The sequence below is a fragment of the Microbacterium altimontanum genome (genome assembly GCF_058349865.2).
Window position 1 is genome coordinate 128,535 of record NZ_JBYRJB020000004.1, and the last position, 16,574, is coordinate 145,108.

Annotated in this window: 14 protein-coding genes; 9 read left to right on the top strand and 5 right to left on the bottom strand. The window is 69.2% G+C overall.

What is annotated here, in order from left to right:
- Window positions 1-221 precede the first annotated feature (221 nt).
- The 4 genes from AC3RX1_RS07900 to AC3RX1_RS07915 all read left to right on the top strand — a co-directional run bounded on the left by AC3RX1_RS07900 (window position 222) and on the right by AC3RX1_RS07915 (window position 3,786).
- The gene (locus tag AC3RX1_RS07900; RefSeq protein ID WP_491500681.1) at window positions 222-791 is read left to right on the top strand and encodes a single-stranded DNA-binding protein; all 570 of its coding nucleotides are present in this window, start codon (window positions 222-224) and stop codon (window positions 789-791) included.
- Window positions 792-840: 49 nt separating this feature from the next.
- Window positions 841-1,419, top strand: a complete 579-nt coding sequence (locus AC3RX1_RS07905; RefSeq protein ID WP_491500682.1) for a DUF6993 domain-containing protein — start codon at window positions 841-843, stop codon at window positions 1,417-1,419.
- Window positions 1,420-1,572: 153 nt separating this feature from the next.
- The gene (gene ettA / locus AC3RX1_RS07910) at window positions 1,573-3,252 is read left to right on the top strand and encodes an energy-dependent translational throttle protein EttA (protein ID WP_491500683.1); all 1,680 of its coding nucleotides are present in this window, start codon (window positions 1,573-1,575) and stop codon (window positions 3,250-3,252) included.
- Window positions 3,253-3,276: 24 nt separating this feature from the next.
- The gene (locus tag AC3RX1_RS07915) at window positions 3,277-3,786 is read left to right on the top strand and encodes an acyl-CoA thioesterase (protein ID WP_491500684.1); all 510 of its coding nucleotides are present in this window, start codon (window positions 3,277-3,279) and stop codon (window positions 3,784-3,786) included.
- Window positions 3,787-3,808: 22 nt separating this feature from the next.
- Here the strand turns inward: AC3RX1_RS07915 and AC3RX1_RS07920 are convergent, their stop codons facing one another.
- On the bottom strand, window positions 3,809-4,693 hold the full coding sequence (locus AC3RX1_RS07920) for an acyl-CoA thioesterase (protein WP_491500685.1): 885 nt from the start codon (window positions 4,691-4,693) through the stop codon (window positions 3,809-3,811).
- Between the two features lie 19 nt (window positions 4,694-4,712).
- On the opposite strand from AC3RX1_RS07920, the gene AC3RX1_RS07925 reads away from it, so the two are divergent.
- Window positions 4,713-5,417, top strand: a complete 705-nt coding sequence (locus AC3RX1_RS07925) for a DUF8185 domain-containing protein (RefSeq protein WP_491500686.1) — start codon at window positions 4,713-4,715, stop codon at window positions 5,415-5,417.
- A gap of 3 nt (window positions 5,418-5,420) precedes the next feature.
- On the opposite strand, the gene AC3RX1_RS07930 is transcribed toward AC3RX1_RS07925, so the two are convergent.
- The 4 genes from AC3RX1_RS07930 to pepN form a co-directional block, all read right to left on the bottom strand.
- Window positions 5,421-7,115: an FAD-binding dehydrogenase gene (locus AC3RX1_RS07930; protein WP_491500687.1), complete on the bottom strand. Its 1,695-nt coding sequence runs from the start codon at window positions 7,113-7,115 to the stop codon at window positions 5,421-5,423.
- A 25-nt stretch (window positions 7,116-7,140) separates the two neighbouring features.
- Window positions 7,141-7,551 carry a globin gene (locus AC3RX1_RS07935; protein ID WP_491500688.1) on the bottom strand — a complete coding sequence of 137 codons (411 nt, stop codon included), beginning with the start codon at window positions 7,549-7,551 and terminating at the stop codon, window positions 7,141-7,143.
- The gene (locus AC3RX1_RS07940; protein ID WP_491500689.1) at window positions 7,548-8,645 is read right to left on the bottom strand and encodes a mechanosensitive ion channel family protein; all 1,098 of its coding nucleotides are present in this window, start codon (window positions 8,643-8,645) and stop codon (window positions 7,548-7,550) included. Before AC3RX1_RS07940 ends, AC3RX1_RS07935 begins: the two co-directional genes overlap by 4 nt.
- 89 nt (window positions 8,646-8,734) lie before the next feature.
- The gene (gene pepN, locus AC3RX1_RS07945) at window positions 8,735-11,284 is read right to left on the bottom strand and encodes an aminopeptidase N (protein ID WP_491500690.1); all 2,550 of its coding nucleotides are present in this window, start codon (window positions 11,282-11,284) and stop codon (window positions 8,735-8,737) included.
- A 327-nt stretch (window positions 11,285-11,611) separates the two neighbouring features.
- Here pepN and AC3RX1_RS07950 point away from each other — a divergent pair, with 327 nt between their 5' ends.
- From AC3RX1_RS07950 to AC3RX1_RS07965, 4 genes are all read left to right on the top strand, one after another.
- Window positions 11,612-13,525, top strand: coding sequence for a BCCT family transporter (locus AC3RX1_RS07950; RefSeq protein WP_491500691.1), 1,914 nt, complete (start codon window positions 11,612-11,614; stop codon window positions 13,523-13,525).
- A 25-nt stretch (window positions 13,526-13,550) separates the two neighbouring features.
- Entirely contained in the window at window positions 13,551-14,042 is a 492-nt protein-coding gene (locus AC3RX1_RS07955; protein WP_491500692.1) for a ribose-5-phosphate isomerase, read from the top strand.
- Window positions 14,042-15,046 carry an Fpg/Nei family DNA glycosylase gene (locus AC3RX1_RS07960; RefSeq protein WP_491500693.1) on the top strand — a complete coding sequence of 335 codons (1,005 nt, stop codon included), beginning with the start codon at window positions 14,042-14,044 and terminating at the stop codon, window positions 15,044-15,046. The genes AC3RX1_RS07955 and AC3RX1_RS07960 overlap by 1 nt, the downstream gene beginning before the upstream one ends.
- 114 nt (window positions 15,047-15,160) lie before the next feature.
- Window positions 15,161-16,574, top strand: a 1,414-nt coding sequence (locus AC3RX1_RS07965; protein ID WP_491500694.1) for a leucine-rich repeat protein, incomplete at its 3' end; no start/stop codon positions are given.

Here is a 16,574-nt window from a genome sequence, read left to right on the forward strand (position 1 = left end):
GCACGGCTGGCGTGCCGGAGTAGCGCCGCCTCCCCAAGAGCGCGTCTCGCGGAAATGTGGCGGAGCCATCCCCAGATCGACGGATGCGGCCGCCGCGGGACGTTGCGCCAGTCCACAGTGGGGTGAGTCCCGGTGCTCGACGGGCACCGAGCACCGGGACTGCCGGGGAAGTGCCCCGGACACGGATGCTGCCGAAGGGCAGCGAGAGAAGGGAGAAGGCGATGAGCGACACGATCACCATCACGGGGAACATCGCCGCCGACCCCGAGCGTCGGCAAGCCGGCGCCGGGGGCCCGGTGACGACGTTCCGCGTCGCCAGCAGCCAACGGCACTTCGACCGGTCGAAGGGAGAGTGGGTCGAGACGGGGACCAACTGGTATCGCGTCTCGGCGTTCCGCTCACTCGGCGAGAACGCATTCGAGTCGCTTCACAAGGGTGAACGCGTGATCGTGACAGGTCGCCTCAAGGTGCGCGAGTGGCAGAACGACAAGGGCAAGGGCATGAGTGTCGAGATCGATGCCGACGGGATCGGTCATGACCTGCGGTGGGGAACGTCCCACTACTCGCGCGCCGGTCAGCGAAGCGACGAGTGGGAAGCGGACGGCTCACAGGAGGGTGCGTCACCGGACGCCCCCGTCCAACAGTGGACGACAGCGGCTCCGCCCGACGACGGCACCACACCGAATGAGGTACCCGGCGACTGGGGTGCGCCCGGAGGCTCGGCCGCCGGCACCGCGGCGGAGGATCGTGCCGGGGCCCGCGACGCGGAGCTCGCGGACGCGCCGTTCTGACGGGGCGCGCTGGACGTCCTGGTGCGGGCGCGCCGCCTAGACTCGGGGAATGCCCGGCTCTCGTGTCTCTGCGCGACGCGCCCGTCCGGCACCGAGCTGCTCGTCGGTCCCGGGTCGCACCCCGGGAGCGCGGGCTGGAGTCGCCCCGGCACTCGGGGCCCTCGTGGTGCTGGCGGCGGCGCTCGCCGGATGCACGACCACGCCTGCGCCCTCGAACTCGCCCTCGATGAGCATGTCGCCGATGGCCCCGGGCACCACGTCGCCGACCGCGACCGCGACCGCTCCGGCGGTTCCGGCCCTCGTCCCCGACGGAACAGCGAAGGACAACCTTCCGCTGTTCCGCGCGGTCACCGACCGCGTCTGGGCGGGAAAGAGCCGCGACCATGGTCGCGCGTACGTCGACGCGCTGGTGAAGGCCGGCTTCGACAAGAAGGCGATGCAGGTCACTCCCGATCGGTCGACCGTGGGGAATCCTGCCGAGAGCATCCAGTTCTCCGTCCGGTGGAATGACGGGCAGTGCCTGATCGGCCAGGTCGGACCCGAGACGGGCCGCGCGGTCACGACCGTGATGCCAGGGCTCGCGGACGGTTCCTGCCTGCTGGGCGTGACACGCGCGATCGACTGGTAGGGGAGCGGCCACCGGCTTCGGTCGCATGCGCCGCCCGCTGCGGGGCCAGGGGGACAGGGTCGGCCCGCAGGCGCGGCCCATGCGGACCGATCGCTCAGGCGGTGACCGGTAGGCTGGGATGCTGACGTCCGCACCCAGGGAGAGCGTTTTCGAATGGCTGAGTACATCTACCAGATGGTCCGTGCCCGCAAGGCGGTCGGCGAGAAGCTGATCCTCGACGACGTCACGATGGCGTTCCTCCCGGGCGCGAAGATCGGCATGGTGGGCCCGAACGGCGCCGGAAAGTCGACGATCCTCAAGATCATGGCGGGCCTCGACCACCCGTCCAACGGCGAGGCGACGCTCGCCCCGGGTTACACCGTCGGCATCCTGATGCAGGAGCCCGAGCTCGACGAGTCGAAGACCGTGCTCGAGAACATCCAGGAAGGCGTCGCGATCAAGGCGAAGCTCGATCGCTTCAACGAGATCTCGGCCCTCATGAGCGACCCCGACGCCGACCTCGACACGCTGCTCGCCGAGATGGGCACCCTGCAGGAGGAGATCGACGCCGCCGACGCGTGGGACCTCGACTCGCAGCTCGAGCAGGCGATGGACGCCCTGCGCACCCCGCCGGGCGACGCCGAGGTGTCGAACCTCTCCGGCGGAGAGAAGCGCCGCGTCGCCCTCACTCGTCTGCTGCTGCAGAAGCCCGACCTCCTCCTGCTCGACGAGCCGACCAACCACCTCGACGCGGAGAGCGTCCTCTGGCTCGAGCAGCACCTGCAGAAGTACCCCGGCGCCGTCATCGCCATCACGCACGACCGGTACTTCCTCGACAACGTGGCGGAATGGATCGCCGAGGTCGACCGCGGCCGGCTCATCGGCTACGAGGGCAACTACTCCACGTACCTCGAGAAGAAGGCGGAACGCCTCCAGGTTCAGGGCAAGAAGGACGCCAAGCTCGCCAAGCGCCTCGCCGACGAACTCGAATGGGTCCGCTCCAACACGAAGGGCCGCCAGGCGAAGTCCAAGGCCCGCCTCGCCCGCTACGAGGAGATGGCGGCGGAGGCCGAGCGCACCCGCAAGCTCGACTTCGAGGAGATCCAGATCCCGCCGGGGCCGCGCCTGGGCAGCGTCGTGATCGAGGCGAAGAAGCTGCAGAAGGGCTTCGACGACCGCTCGCTCATCGACGGCCTCAGCTTCAGCCTCCCGCCGAACGGCATCGTCGGCGTCATCGGCCCGAACGGCGTCGGCAAGACGACCCTCTTCAAGACGATCGTCGGGCTCGAGCCCCTCGACGGCGGCGACCTGAAGATCGGCGAGACGGTCCAGATCAGCTATGTCGACCAGTCCCGCGCCGGCATCGACCCCGAGAAGTCGCTCTGGGAAGTGGTGTCCGACGGACTCGACATCATCACGGTCGGCAAGACGGAGATCCCCTCGCGCGCCTACGTCTCGAAGTTCGGCTTCAAGGGACCCGACCAGCAGAAGAAGGCCGGCGTCCTGTCGGGCGGTGAGCGCAACCGCCTCAACCTCGCCCTCACCCTCAAGCAGGGCGGAAACCTCCTGCTGCTCGACGAGCCGACCAACGACCTCGACGTCGAGACCCTCCAGTCGCTGGAGAACGCACTCCTCGAGTTCCCCGGCTGCGCCGTGGTGATCACCCACGACCGGTGGTTCCTCGATCGCATCGCGACGCACATCCTCGCGTACGAGGGCACGGAGGAGAACCCCGACCAGTGGTACTGGTTCGAGGGCAACTTCGAGGCGTACGAGAAGAACAAGATCGACCGCCTCGGCGCGGACGCCGCCACCCCGCACCGCTCGACGTACCGCAAGCTGACCCGCGACTGAGCCGCCGAGCGGAACGAACAGCACGTGAACGACTCGATCTCAGCCGAGAGCCCCCGCCGCTTGCACATCCCGATCTCGCTGCGGTGGGGCGACCTCGACGCGTTCAACCACGTCAACAACACGGCGATGCTGAAGATCCTCGAAGAGGCGCGCGTGCGCGCCCTGTGGGCGCCACAGGACGGAGAGGATGCGCCGCCCACCGGCGTGCTCAGCTCCGGGGTTGAGAGCGGCGTGCTCACGCTCATCGCCCGGCAGGAGATCGAGTATCTGGCGCCGGTGCCCTACCAGCGGCACCCGCTCGACGTGCAGATGTGGTTCGGCAAGCTCGGCGGCTCGAGCATCGAGGTCTGTTACGAGGTGTGCTCACCCCGTGAGACCGCCACGACCGACGGTCAGCGGGTGTACGCGCGCTCGACCGCCGTCGTCGTGAAGGTGGATGCGTCCACGGGACGCCCGATGCGGCTCAGCCAGCTCGAACGCGACGCCTGGACGCCGTACCTGGGCGCACCGATCGTCTACGCGCACCGCGGCTGACGCGGTCGCGAGAGCCGGTCGTTCAGCGCAGCTCGGGCACCCGGACCATGATCTCCTGCGCGACGGACGCGAGCAGCACCCCGTCCTGCGAGTAGATCCGCCCCTGCGCGAGTCCGCGGCCGGCGCGGGCGCTCGGCGACTCCTGCACATACAGCATCCACTCGTCGACGCGTCCGTCGCGGTGCCACCACATCGCGTGATCGAGACTCGCGACACGCAGCCCGGGCGTGCTCCACGACACCCCGTGCGCCCGCAGGATCGATTCCTGAATCGTCATGTCGGAGAGGTACACCAGCGCGGCGCGGTGCACCGCGGGGTCGTCGGGCAGCCGGCGAAGCGTGCGCATCCACACCGCCTGGTGCGCCTGCCGCGGTCCGGCGACCTCGGCGTAGATCGGCGACGGCACATGACGCATGTCGATCGGCCGCTCGGTGAACATCCGCTTCGACTGCTCCTGCACGTCGGGGATGAGCTCCCCGTCGTCGGGCAGCTCATCGGGACCGGGGATCCCCTCGGGCATCGGCGCCTGGTGTTCGAGCCCGGGAGCGTCGTCTTCGAACGACGAGATCATCGAGAAGATCGGCACGCCCCGCTGGTAGGCCTGCGTCCGGCGCGTCGAGAACGAGCGTCCGTCGTGGATGCGGTCGACGGAGAACGTGATGCTCGCGGATGCGTCGCCCGGGCGCAGGAAGTACCCGTGCATGGAATGCGCCGTGCGCCCCTCAGTCACGGTGCGTTGGGCGGCCACGATCGACTGCGCCAGCACCTGCCCGCCGTACACGCGTCCGTGCGGCATCGGCTGGGACACCCCGACGAAGATGTCCTCCGTGGTCCGGGCGTCGGAATCCGCAAGGTCGAGCACATCGAGAAGTGAGGCGATGGGGTCGGCAGAGGGGGCGTCCGTCACGTGGACTAGCTTAGAACCGATGGCCGCACGTCTCGTCTTCCCCGACCCGTACGCCGCGACCGACCTGCTCACGTTCGCCGGTCGCGCCGCGCGCACGGGCGACGGCGCCGTCCACCTCGCCGCCGCGCACGGCGTGCTCGCGGTGACCGCGGCGCCCCTCGTCCGGCAGGGGCTGCTCGATCCCACACCGACGGTGCTCGGGATGCGTGCACTGCCGATCGATCCCGAACTCGAGTGCGACATCGTGATCGAGGCGAGCCTGCTGCGCGGCGCCTCCGGAGACCCGTCTGCGGTGCTCCTGCCCGAGACGGCGATCGAGAAGCCGCTGTGGGCGACGGCTCCGGCACCCCGGACCGGATGGTCGCCGATCGGCGAGCTCGCCGCGGTCGCGCTCGCAGATCGGGCTCAGTGGGGGATGTCGGCCGTCGCGCACGCTCTTCCCGCCGATCCCGGCGAGCAGGTCGTCCGCACCGTCCGAGGAAGGGTGTGGAGCGAGCCCGACGACGACCTGGGCGGGTTCCCCCGCGGGATCGCGTTCGTCGCGTACGCCCTGGGGTTCACCGGTGCGCGCGCCGGTGAGGCGGAGCCGGAGCGAGCGCCGGTGCGGGTCCACGGTCGCTGGACGCGCGTCTCCCTCTCGCGCGGCCACGTCCTGTGGCGTGGCCCCGCGCACACCGGCATGACGCCGGTGCGCGCGACGGGAGCCGAGCAGCCGGTCGGCTGACGCTCACACGGCGGCTGCGGCCGCTCGACCCGCGATACGACCCGAGAAGAGGCATCCGCCCACGAACGTGCCCTCGAGTGCGCGGTAGCCGTGCACGCCGCCGCCGCCGAACCCTGCCGCCTCGCCCGCCGCGTACAGGCCGGGCACCGGCCGGCCGTCGGCACCGAGCGCCCGCGCCGACAGATCGGTCTCGATGCCGCCGAGCGACTTGCGGGTGAGCACGTGGAGCTTCACCGCGATGAGCGGCCCCGCGGCCGGGTCGAGGATGCGGTGCGGGGCCGCGGTGCGGATGAGCTTGTCGCCGCGGTACGCGCGCGCCGACCGCAGCATCGCGATCTGCGCGTCCTTGGTGAACTCGTTCTCGATCTCCCGATCGCGCGCCCCGATCTCGAGCCGCACCTGGTCGGCGTCGAGCGCCTCGCCGCCCGGAAGCTCCCTCATCCCCGCGATCAGCGAATCGAGGTCGTCGCGCACGACGAAATCGGCACCATGGTCCATGAACGCCTGCACCGGACCGGCGGCACCCTTGCCGAGGCGCGACTTCAGCAGCAGCTGTACGTCCTTGTCGGTGAGATCCGGGTTCTGCTCGCTGCCCGAGAGCGTGAACTCCTTCTCGATGATCTTCTGCGACAGCACGAACCAGGAGTGGTCGTGCCCGGTCGCCCGCAGATGCGCCAGCGTGCCGAGGGTGTCGAACCCCGGGAAGAGGGGTACCGGCAGTCGGTGCCCGGTCGCATCGAGCCACACCGAAGACGGCCCCGGAAGGATGCGGATTCCGTGGTCGGGCCAGACCGGATCCCAGTTCTGGATGCCCTCGACGTAGTGCCACATCCGGTCGTTGTTGATCAGCCGCGCTCCGGCGGCCGCGGTGACCTGCTGCATGGACCCGTCGACGTACGCCGGCACGCCCGTGATCATCGACTCGGGCGGAGTGCCGAGGCGCGCCGGCCAGTTGCTGCGCACGAGCTCGTGGTTGCCGCCGATGCCACCGGATGAGACGATCGTCGCGGCCGCGCGGACGGTGAACGCTCCGACGACCTCGCGCGAGGATGCGACGCCGCGCGCGGCGCCGGACGGGGCGAGGATGTCGCCGACCGCTCCGGTGACGACGCCCCCGTCGACGGTGAGCGAGGTCACCCGGCGGCGGGCGAGGATCGTAATGCGTCCCTCGGCCTCGCCCCGTTCGACCGCGGCCCGGAACGGGGCGACGATCCCGGGCCCGGTGCCCCAGGTGATGTGGAAGCGCGGTACGGAGTTGCCCGGCCCCGTCGCGGTGTAGCCGCCGCGCTCGGCCCATCCCACGACGGGGAAGAACCCCACGCCCTTCTCGCGCAGCCAGGCCCGCTTCTCGTGGTGCGCGAACTGCAGGTACGCCTCCGCCCACTGCCGTGGCCAGGCATCGTCGTCTCGATCGAACCCCGCCGTCGCGAACCAGTCCTGACGGGCGAGCTCCAGCGAATCGCGGATGCCGAACCGGCGCTGCTCGGGCGAGTCGATGAAGAACAGGCCGCCGAACGACCACCACGCCTGGCCGCCGAGGTTCGTGCGCGATTCCTGGTCGACGATCACGACGCTCTTGCCCGCGGCGGCGGCTTCCGAGGCGGCGACGAGGCCGGCCAGGCCCCATCCGATCACGAGCAGGTCGGCGCGGTGCGTGGCATCCGGGGACGAGGCGCTCGGGGGGTAGGCAGTGGTCAAGACGGCTCCTTCGTCGTCGGATGGGTCAGCGCGAGGTGTCGGGCGTCGGCTCGAACGTGTTCACGAGGGAGTGAGCCGCCCGCTGAAGATAATCCCAGAGCGTCGCGTCGTGCAGCGGGGAGAGGTCCAGGGTGTCCATCGCGTCGCGCATGTGCGCGAGCCAGCGATCGCGCGCGTCGGGGTTGACATGGAACGCGACATGCCGCATCCGCAGCCGGGGGTGGCCCCGCTGCTCACTGTAGGTCGTCGGACCGCCCCAGTACTGCTGCAGGAACAGCGTCAACCGCTCCTCGGCGCCGTCGAGGTCCTCCTGCGGGTACATCGGCGACAGCACGGGATCGGTGCGCACCCCCCGATAGAACTCGTGGACAAGACGGGCGAACACGTCGTGTCCGCCGACCTGGTCGTAGAACGAGGCCGCCGCGGCATCCGTCATTTTTTGTCCTTCGGAGGGGAATCGGACTCGGGCGCGTCGGGACCGCGCCTGCCCTTCTTCTTCGGCTTCCAGACGACATCGCCCGACGGCGGCACCGGGGTGGGCTTGGTGCGCGGGGGATGAGCGCCGCGCACGCGCTGCGCGCCCTCCGCCCCCTCGAGCTGCACCGAGCCGAGCGCCGCCAGCTCGATCCCTGACTCGTGGAGCATGCGCGCGAGGCGCAGGCGCAGCTCGCTCGCGACATCGTCCTTGGCGTGCGCGCGGGTCTTCATCACGATCCGCAGCACGAGCGTCTCGCCGCCGACCGACTGCAGTCCCCACAGCTCGGGGTAGCCGGTGATCCGGGTGCGCCACGACGGATCCTTCGTGAGGGCCGTCGCGGCATCCATCATCTTCTTCTCGGTGCCGGCGACGTCGGCGTCGGCCGGCACGGTGACGTCGACGATGACCCGTGACCAGCCCTTCGACATGTTGCCGATGCGGGTCACCTCGCCGTTGCGGACGTACCAGAGCGTGCCGTTGACGTCGCGCACATGCGTGACGCGCACGCTGACGTACTCCACGATTCCGGTGGCGAGGCCCAGGTCGACGACATCGCCGATGCCGATCTGGTCTTCCGCGACGATGAAGATGCCGTTCAGCACGTCCTTGACGATGTTCTGCGCACCGAAACCGAGGCCCGCGCCGAGCGCCGCCGTGAGCAGCGCGAACGAGCCGAGGATGCCCGGGAACAGCACGTTCACGATCAGGATGATCGCGATGATCCCGACGAGCACGTTGACGATGTTGCTGAGGATCGTGCCGAGCGTGCGGGTGCGCTGCACCAGGCGCACGGAGGCCAGGGGAGACCGCTCGAGCGCCTGGGTGTCCTGCACCTGCGCCTTGTTCTTCGCGCCGTTCACGATGCGGTTGACGACGCGGCGGATGACGAGACGCAGCAGCCCCGCGACGATGACCGCGCCGACGATGATCGCGACGGTTCCCAGCAGCCGCCATCCGGCTTCGGTGATGTAGCCGAGGATCGTCTCCAGCAGGGTGGGCTCGTCCTTCGCGGCGGCGGCCAGGGGCACCAGGGAGAGAAGGAGGGAGGACATCGTCTCGATCCTAACGACGGATGCTCCGACCACGCTGGGCGGTCGGAGCATCCGTCGTCGTCAGCGGATGCCGCGGCATCCGCCCGCTCTCAGTCCTGGCTGTCGCGGGCCTGCACCGACAGCGCGCGCTCCACGCCGGCGGCGTTCTCGGCGACGATGCGGCGCAGCGCGGCGGGCGCCTCCGGATTCTCGCTGAGCCAGGCGCGGGTCGCATCGCGCAGGGCCGCGTTCGCGAGAGGTGAGGGGTACAGCCCGGTGATGAGGTAGTTCGCGATCTGATACGTGCGCGAGTTCCACACCGGCAGCAGCATGTCGAAGTACTGCGTCACGAACGGCTCGAGCAGTTCCGCCCCGGCCGGGTGCACGAAGCCGACGGCGGCCGAGCGCACCACGGTGTTGGGAAGGTCGTCGTTCGCGACGAGACTGTCCCACGCCGCCTGCTTGGCCTCGGCGCTCGGCAGCGCGGCCTTGGCCTGCGCGGCGAACTCGCCGCCCTTCGCGGTGTTGTCGGCCTGCAGCGCCGCGTCGATGTCATCGGCCGTCACGATGCCGCCGGCGGCGAGCGCGACGAGCAGCTGCCACGAGAGGTCCGTGTCGATCTCGAGCCCCTCGAGCGTGTCCTCGCCGGCGCGCAGGCGGCGCACCTGCTCCCACTGCGCGGGCGTCGCGGCGGCCGAGGCGAACGCCGTGACGAGCTGCAGCTGGCTGTCGCTGCCCGCCTCGGCCGCCTGCGCGAGCTCCCACAGTCCGTCGGCCACGCGGATGCGGGTCTGGTCGCGGTGCGCCGGGGCGACGTACGCGTTCGCGGCGAGCTGCAGCTGGCCGAGCGTCGTGCGGATCGTCGTGGACTCGGTCTCGGCGCCGATGTTGCCGAGCACGAGGTCGATGTAGTCGCTCGGCGACGACTCGGCGTCGCGGGTCTGGTCCCACGCGGCACCCCACACGAGGGAGCGGGCCAGCGGGTCGGCGATCTTGTCGAGGTGCGCGATGGCGGTCGCGAGGGAGCGCTCATCGAGGCGGATCTTCGCGTACGCGAGGTCGTCGTCGTTGAGCAGCACGAGGTCGGGCCGCTTCATACCCTGCAGGTCGGGCACGTCGGTCCGGTCGCCGTCGACGTCGAGCTCGATGTGGTGCACCCGCACGAGCGCGCCGTCCTTGAGGTTGTAGAAGCCGATGCCGACGCGGTGGGGACGGATCGTCGGGTAATCGGCCGGCGCGGTCTGCACCACGCCGAAGCGGGTGATGACGCCGTCGGCGTCGTCGACCATGAGCGGCGAGAGCGTGTTGACGCCCGCCGTCTCGAGCCACTTCTTCGACCATGCGCTGAGGTCACGGCCGCTCGTGGCCTCGAGTTCGGCGAGCAGGTCGCTCAGCTCGGTGTTGCCGAACTGGTGCTTCTTGAAGTAGGCCGACACGCCGGCGAAGAACGCGTCGATGCCGACCCAGGCGGTCAGCTGCTTGAGGACCGATCCGCCCTTCGCGTACGTGATGCCGTCGAAGTTCACCTGCACGTCTTCGAGGTCGTTGATCTGTGCGACGACCGGATGCGTCGAGGGCAGCTGATCCTGCCGGTACGCCCAGCTCTTCTCCATCGCGTTGAACGTCGTCCACGCCTCCGACCACTCGGTGGCCTCGGCGGTGGCGATCGTCGACGCCCACTCCGCGAACGACTCGTTCAGCCACAGGTCGTTCCACCATTTCATGGTGACGAGGTCGCCGAACCACATGTGGGCGAGCTCGTGCAGGATCGTGACGACGCGGCGCTCCTTGACGGCATCCGTCACCTTGCTGCGGAACACGTACGTCTCGGTGAACGTCACCGCGCCCGCGTTCTCCATCGCGCCCGCGTTGAATTCGGGAACGAACAGCTGGTCGTACTTCTCGAACGGATACGGCACGTCGAACTTCGACTCGTAGTACGCGAACCCCTCGCGCGTCTTGTCGAAGATGTAGTCGGCGTCCATGTGCTGCCACAGGCTCTTGCGCGCGTACACGCCGAGCGGGATGACCCGGCCCGACGCGCTCGTGAGCTCGGAGAACGTCGCCTCGTACGGCCCGGCGATGAGGGCCGTGATGTAGGAGGAGATGCGCTGCGTGCGCGCGAACGTCCAGGTCGCGGCTCCCTCGTGCGCGGGCTCCGGCTCCGGCGTCGGCGCGTTCGACACGACCTTCCACTCCGCCGGCGCGGTGACGGTGAACTGGAACCCCGCCTTCAGGTCGGGCTGCTCGAACACGGCGAAGACGCGGCGCGAATCGGGCACCTCGAACTGGCTGTACAGGTACACCTCGCCGTCGACGGGGTCGACGAAGCGGTGCAGGCCCTCGCCCGTGTTCGTGTACAGGCAGTCCGCGACGACCACGAGCTCGTTCTGAGCGGCGAGCGAGTCGAGCGCGATGCGCGAGTCGGCGAACGCGGTGGCGGGGTCGATCTCGCGGCCGTTCAGGGTGATCGAGTGCACCTCGCGGGCGATGAGGTCGATGAAGGTGGACGCCCCCTCCGTCGCCCTGAAGCGGACGGTCGAGGTCGATGAGAAGACCTCCGGTCCCTTCGTCAGATCGAGGACGACGTCGTACTCCTGCGTGTCTACGACGGCGCGGCGCTCCTGCGCCTCGATGCGGGTGAGGTTCTCTCCAGGCACTGAAATGCTCCCGTGGGTGTGGGCGGATGGGTGCCGCCGACGACGCTGCTGGCATCGGCGACAACCCATCCACCCTACGCGGTCGGCGCCGGAGCCCGCATTGCGCGGTGGGCTGTCAGACGGAAGTCATAGGCGCGCCCGGAGTAGGGGGGGTCTGTCCGGCGGATGCGGCAGACAGTACCGTGGAACCGGCCGTGTGCGACACCCGAACGAGGCGAAACCATGACGAAGGATGATTCCGGCGCTCTTCGACGGGACCGTGGCGGTCGCCGGGACCGCGGTGCTCCGGGAGGCGGAGCCGGCGGCGTCCGCCGGGACAGTGCCGTGATGCAGACGCGGACCCCGGGCGCGCTCACCGAGAGCCTGCACCCCGCGCTGCTGCCGGGAATCGGCGTCGAGAGCACGAATCGGCGGTTCGCGATCAACGGGCCGGTGTTCGGCATCGCCGCGGTGCTCGTGCTGGCGGTGATCGCGTGGGCGCTCATCTCGCCGCACTCGCTGAGCGAGGTCGGGCGGGTGGCGCTCGCCTGGGAGACGGCGAATTTCGGCTGGCTGTTCTCGGGCCTCGTCGTCGTTGTGCTGGCGTACATGCTGATCCTCGCGTACGGCCATACGGGGGGCGTGCGCCTCGGTGCCGACGACGAGAAGCCCGAGTACTCGACCATGTCGTGGATCGCGATGCTGTTCTCGGCGGGCATGGGCATCGGGCTGCTGTTCTACGGCCCGCTCGAACCGCTCACCTTCTTCACCGATCCGCCGCCGGGCGCCCCGGTGCACGCGGAGACCGTACGCGCGATGCAGGTCGCGCTCGCCCAGACGATCTTCCACTGGGGCCCGCTGGCCTGGGGGTTCTATGCGCTCGTCGGGGGAGCGATCGCCTACGGCGCGTACCGTCGTGGCCGCGCGCCGCTCATCTCGGGCATCTTCGAGCCGATGTTCGGGCGCCGCATCCAGGGGTGGCTCGGCTCGACGATCGACGTCTTCGCGATTGTCGTGACCCTCTTCGGCACGGCCGTTTCGCTCGGCATCGGCACGCTGCAGGTCGGCCGGGGGATCGAGATCGTGGGCGGCATCCACGACATCGGCAGCGGGATGCTGGTGATCGTCCTCGCGGTGCTGACGGGGATGTTCGTGCTGTCGGCCGTCTCCGGCGTCAAGCGCGGCATCCGGGCGCTCTCCAACATCAACATGGTCGTCGCGGGGCTGCTGGCGCTGTTCGTGTTCGTCGTCGGGCCGACGCTGCTCATCCTGACGCTGATCCCCTCCAGCGCTGCCGAGTTCTTCAACCAGCTGTGGACGATGACGTCCCGCAACGCGCTGCAGGCCGACGGGGCGGCGGCGTTCATGTCGAGTTGGACGACGTACTACTGGGCGTGGTGGATCTCCTGGTCGCCGTTCGTGGGCATCTTCATCGCGAAGATCTCCCGCGGCCGCACCCTCCGCGAGTTCGTCACGGCAGTGGTGTTCGTGCCGGCGAGCGTCTGCTTCCTGTGGTTCACGATTCTCGGCGGCACGGCGATGGACCAGCAGCGGGCCGGAAAGGGGATCGCCGACGTGGAGCAGGATGAGGACGTCCTCTTCCAGGTGCTCGGGCATCTGCCCGCCGCCCAGGTCACGGCGATCGTGGCGATGCTCTCGATCATCGTCTACTTCGTGACATCCGCCGACTCGGCCTCGATCGTCATGGCCTCGATGAGCGAGCACGGCAAGCCGGAGCCGACGACGTGGGTGACGATCGCGTGGGGCCTCCTGATGGGCGGGCTCGCCGCGGCGCTGATGGTGCTCGGGGGGCAGCAGGCGCTCGGCGGGCTGCAGTCGATCATGGTGGTCTCGGCGCTGCCGTTCGCGGTCATCGTCATCGGGATCATGATCGCGTGGGCGCGGGAGCTGCGCACCGACCCGTACGTGCTGCGCTACAAGTTCGCCCGTGCCGCGATCGCGCAGGGGGTGCGGGCCGGCATCGCCGAGCATGGCGACGACTTCATCTTCGGCTCCACGGAGGTCGCGGAGGGCGAGGGTGCGGGCGCCTGGCTCGACACGGAAGATCCGGAGCTGACCGACTGGTACACCACGGCGACCACCGAGTCGAGCGCGGTCACGCCGGAGGAGGTCACGCGGCTGCTCGAACCGGGGCACATCCAGCCCAAGGGGCCCGATCGCACCGACCACACCGCATCCGGCGACGCCACCCTCACGGGCCGGCATCCCGTTCCGAAGCATCACGACGAGAAGGACGAGTGAGCGGCATCCTCTCTAGGATTGAGGGATGCGCATCCACATCGCGACCGACCACGCCGGTCTCGAGTTCTCCACCCGTCTGCAGCACCACCTGAGCGATCAGGGGCACGAGGTCGTCGACCACGGGCCGCTCGAGTACGAGGCGCTCGACGACTATCCCGCGTTCTGCATCCGCGCCGCCCAGGCCGTCGTACGCGACCAGGAGGCCGGCATCGAGACGCTCGGCGTCGTCTTCGGGGGGTCGGGGAACGGCGAGCAGATCTCCGCGAACAAGGTCGTCGGCATCCGCGCCGCCCTCGTGTGGAGCATCGCGACGGCGGAGCTCGCCCGCGAGCACAACGACGCGAACGTCATCGCGATCGGCGCACGCCAGCACACCTTCGAGGAGGCCGCGTCGTTCATCGACCGCTTCATCGCCACCCCGTTCTCGGGCGAGGAGCGGCACGCCCGCCGCATCGCGCAGATCCGCGCGTTCGAAGACGACGGAACGCTGCAGCCCGACCCGCGCGCGGCGTTCTGATGCCCGAGGGTCATTCGGTCCACCGCATCGCGCGCCAGTTCGACCGCAACTTCGTGGGTCGCGAGGTCGCCGCATCGAGCCCACAGGGCCGGTTCGCCGAAGGCGCATCCGTGATCTCGGGGCGTGTCGCCACCGAGGTGAAGGCGGTCGGCAAGCAGATGTTCCTGGCGTTCGATGACGAGGTCTGGCTGCGCGTGCATCTCGGCCTCTACGGCGCGTGGGACTTCTCCGGGGAGATCCTGACCGATCCGACGATCGCCGCGGCGAACGGGCGCATGGGCCAGACGAACCAGCGCGGGGCCGTCATCGACGACGAGCGGGTGATGGATGCCGCAGGGGAGAACTCCCTGACCTCGATCGGTGCGCCGCGACGCACGCGCGTGCACGTGCGCATGTCGGAGCAGACGAGCGGACTGGGCGAGGAGGAGACCGCCGAGTGGCCGCCGCCTCCCGTCGGGCAGGTGCGGCTGCGGCTGCTGACCGATCTCACGTGCGCCGACCTGCGGGGGCCGACGGCCTGCGTGCTGCAGACGCCCGACGAGGTGCTCGCCACCATCGCGAAGCTCGGCCCCGACCCGCTCGTGGGCGATCCCGCCGAAGGCGAGGAGCGGTTCGTCGCGACCGTGCGGCGCAAGCAGACGCCGGTCGGCCTGCTGCTGATGGATCAGAGCGTGATCAGCGGCATCGGCAACGTGTATCGGGCGGAGATGCTGTTCCGCGCGCAGCAGAACCCGCACACGCCGGGCCGGGACGTGCCCGAGGAGGTCGTGCGCGCGCTGTGGCGCGACTGGGTCGAGCTGCTGTCGGTCGGGGTCGAGACCGGCCAGATGATGACGATGGATGACCTCAGCCCGGAGGAGTACCGCAAGGCGATGGCACATCGCGACGACCGGCACTGGGTGTACCACCGGGCGGGCCTCCCGTGCCGCGTCTGCGGGACGAACATCGTCGTGGAGGACGCGGCCTCGCGCAAGCTCTACTGGTGCCCCCGCTGCCAGGCGTGAGGAGGAGAGGCGACCCGAAAGCCGATCGGCGTGGTTCCGGTGGAACGCTAATATGGCGAGGTGCTCGGAGGTGTCTGAGCTTGCGACCGCTCAACACCCTTCAAGGATCCTCTGATGACCTCAGCCGCCTCTCGTCAGCCACTGCCCGCTTCGGCGCGGCGCATCGTCGCGATGCTGATAGCGGTGGTGACGCTTGTGGCGGGCATCACTCTGAAGACGGCAGGGACTGCGCAGGCCGCGACGATCACGACCACCGTCGGCGGCATCAGCTTCCATGGGGATGACGCCACACTGACCGCGACCGCCGTCTACTATGACGGCACCGCCCAAGGCACTGATGTGAGCATCCCGGGGAAGGTCACCCTGAGTGACGGCCAGGACTACACCGTCACCGGCATCGGAGACGAAGCGTTCGTCAATAGCCGGTTGACGTCGGTGTCGATTCCAGGCTCGATCACCACCATCGGGAACGGCGCGTTCCGAGACAACTCCCTGACGTCGGTATCCATCCCGGACTCGGTCACCAGCATCGGCGACACTGCGTTCAGCGTGAATCTGTTGACGTCGGTGTCGGTCCCGGACTCCGTCGTGAGTATCGGAGACGCCGCTTTCAGCAACAACCGGTTGTCGTCGGTGTCGATCCCGGACTCGGTCACCAGCATCGGCTACGCCGCGTTCGGCTACAACGCATTGACCTCGGTGACGATCCCGGACTCGGTGACGAGCATCGGGGCCTACGCATTCACCAACAACCAGCTGACGTCCGTGACGATTTCGAACTCGCTCACCAGCATCGCGCCCTATACGTTCAGTAGGAATCTGTTGACGTCGGTGTCGATCCCTGACTCGGTGACGAGCATCGGGTACTACTCCTTCGGCAACAACGGGCTGACCTCGGTGTCGATCCCGGGCTCGGTCGCCAGCATCGGGGACTTTGCGTTCTATGGCAACGGGTTGACGTCGGTGTCGATCCCGGGCTCGGTCGTCAGCATCGGGGGTTATGCGTTCTATGGCAACGGGTTGACGTCGGTGTCGATCCCCGGCTCGGTCACGAGCATCGGAGACTCCGCCTTCGGCGCCAATCAGTTGACCTCGGTCTTCTTCGCCGGGAGCGCACCGACGACGTTCACGGCCGGTACCTCTCTGGGAAGCCCGGCGGGCGTGATCGTGTATTACCGCGATAGCCAGTCAGGGTTCAGCACCCCGACGTGGCAGGGATACAACACGCAGCCGCAGGCCTTGGTGACGTTCGACGGTAATGGCGGTTCTGCGGTTGCGTCGGTGGTGGTCGATGACGGCGCGACGGTGGCGGTGCCGGCCGACCCGACTCGGACGGGGTACGCGTTCACGGGGTGGTTCACTGATCGGTCCGGGACTGAGGCGTTCGATTTCGCGACGCCGGTCACCGGGGACGTGACCCTCTATGCGGGGTGGAAGCTCGCGACGCACACGGTGACGTTCGACGGTAATGGCGGTTCTGCGGTTGCGTCGGTGGTGGTCGATGACGGCGCGACGGTGGCGGTGCCGG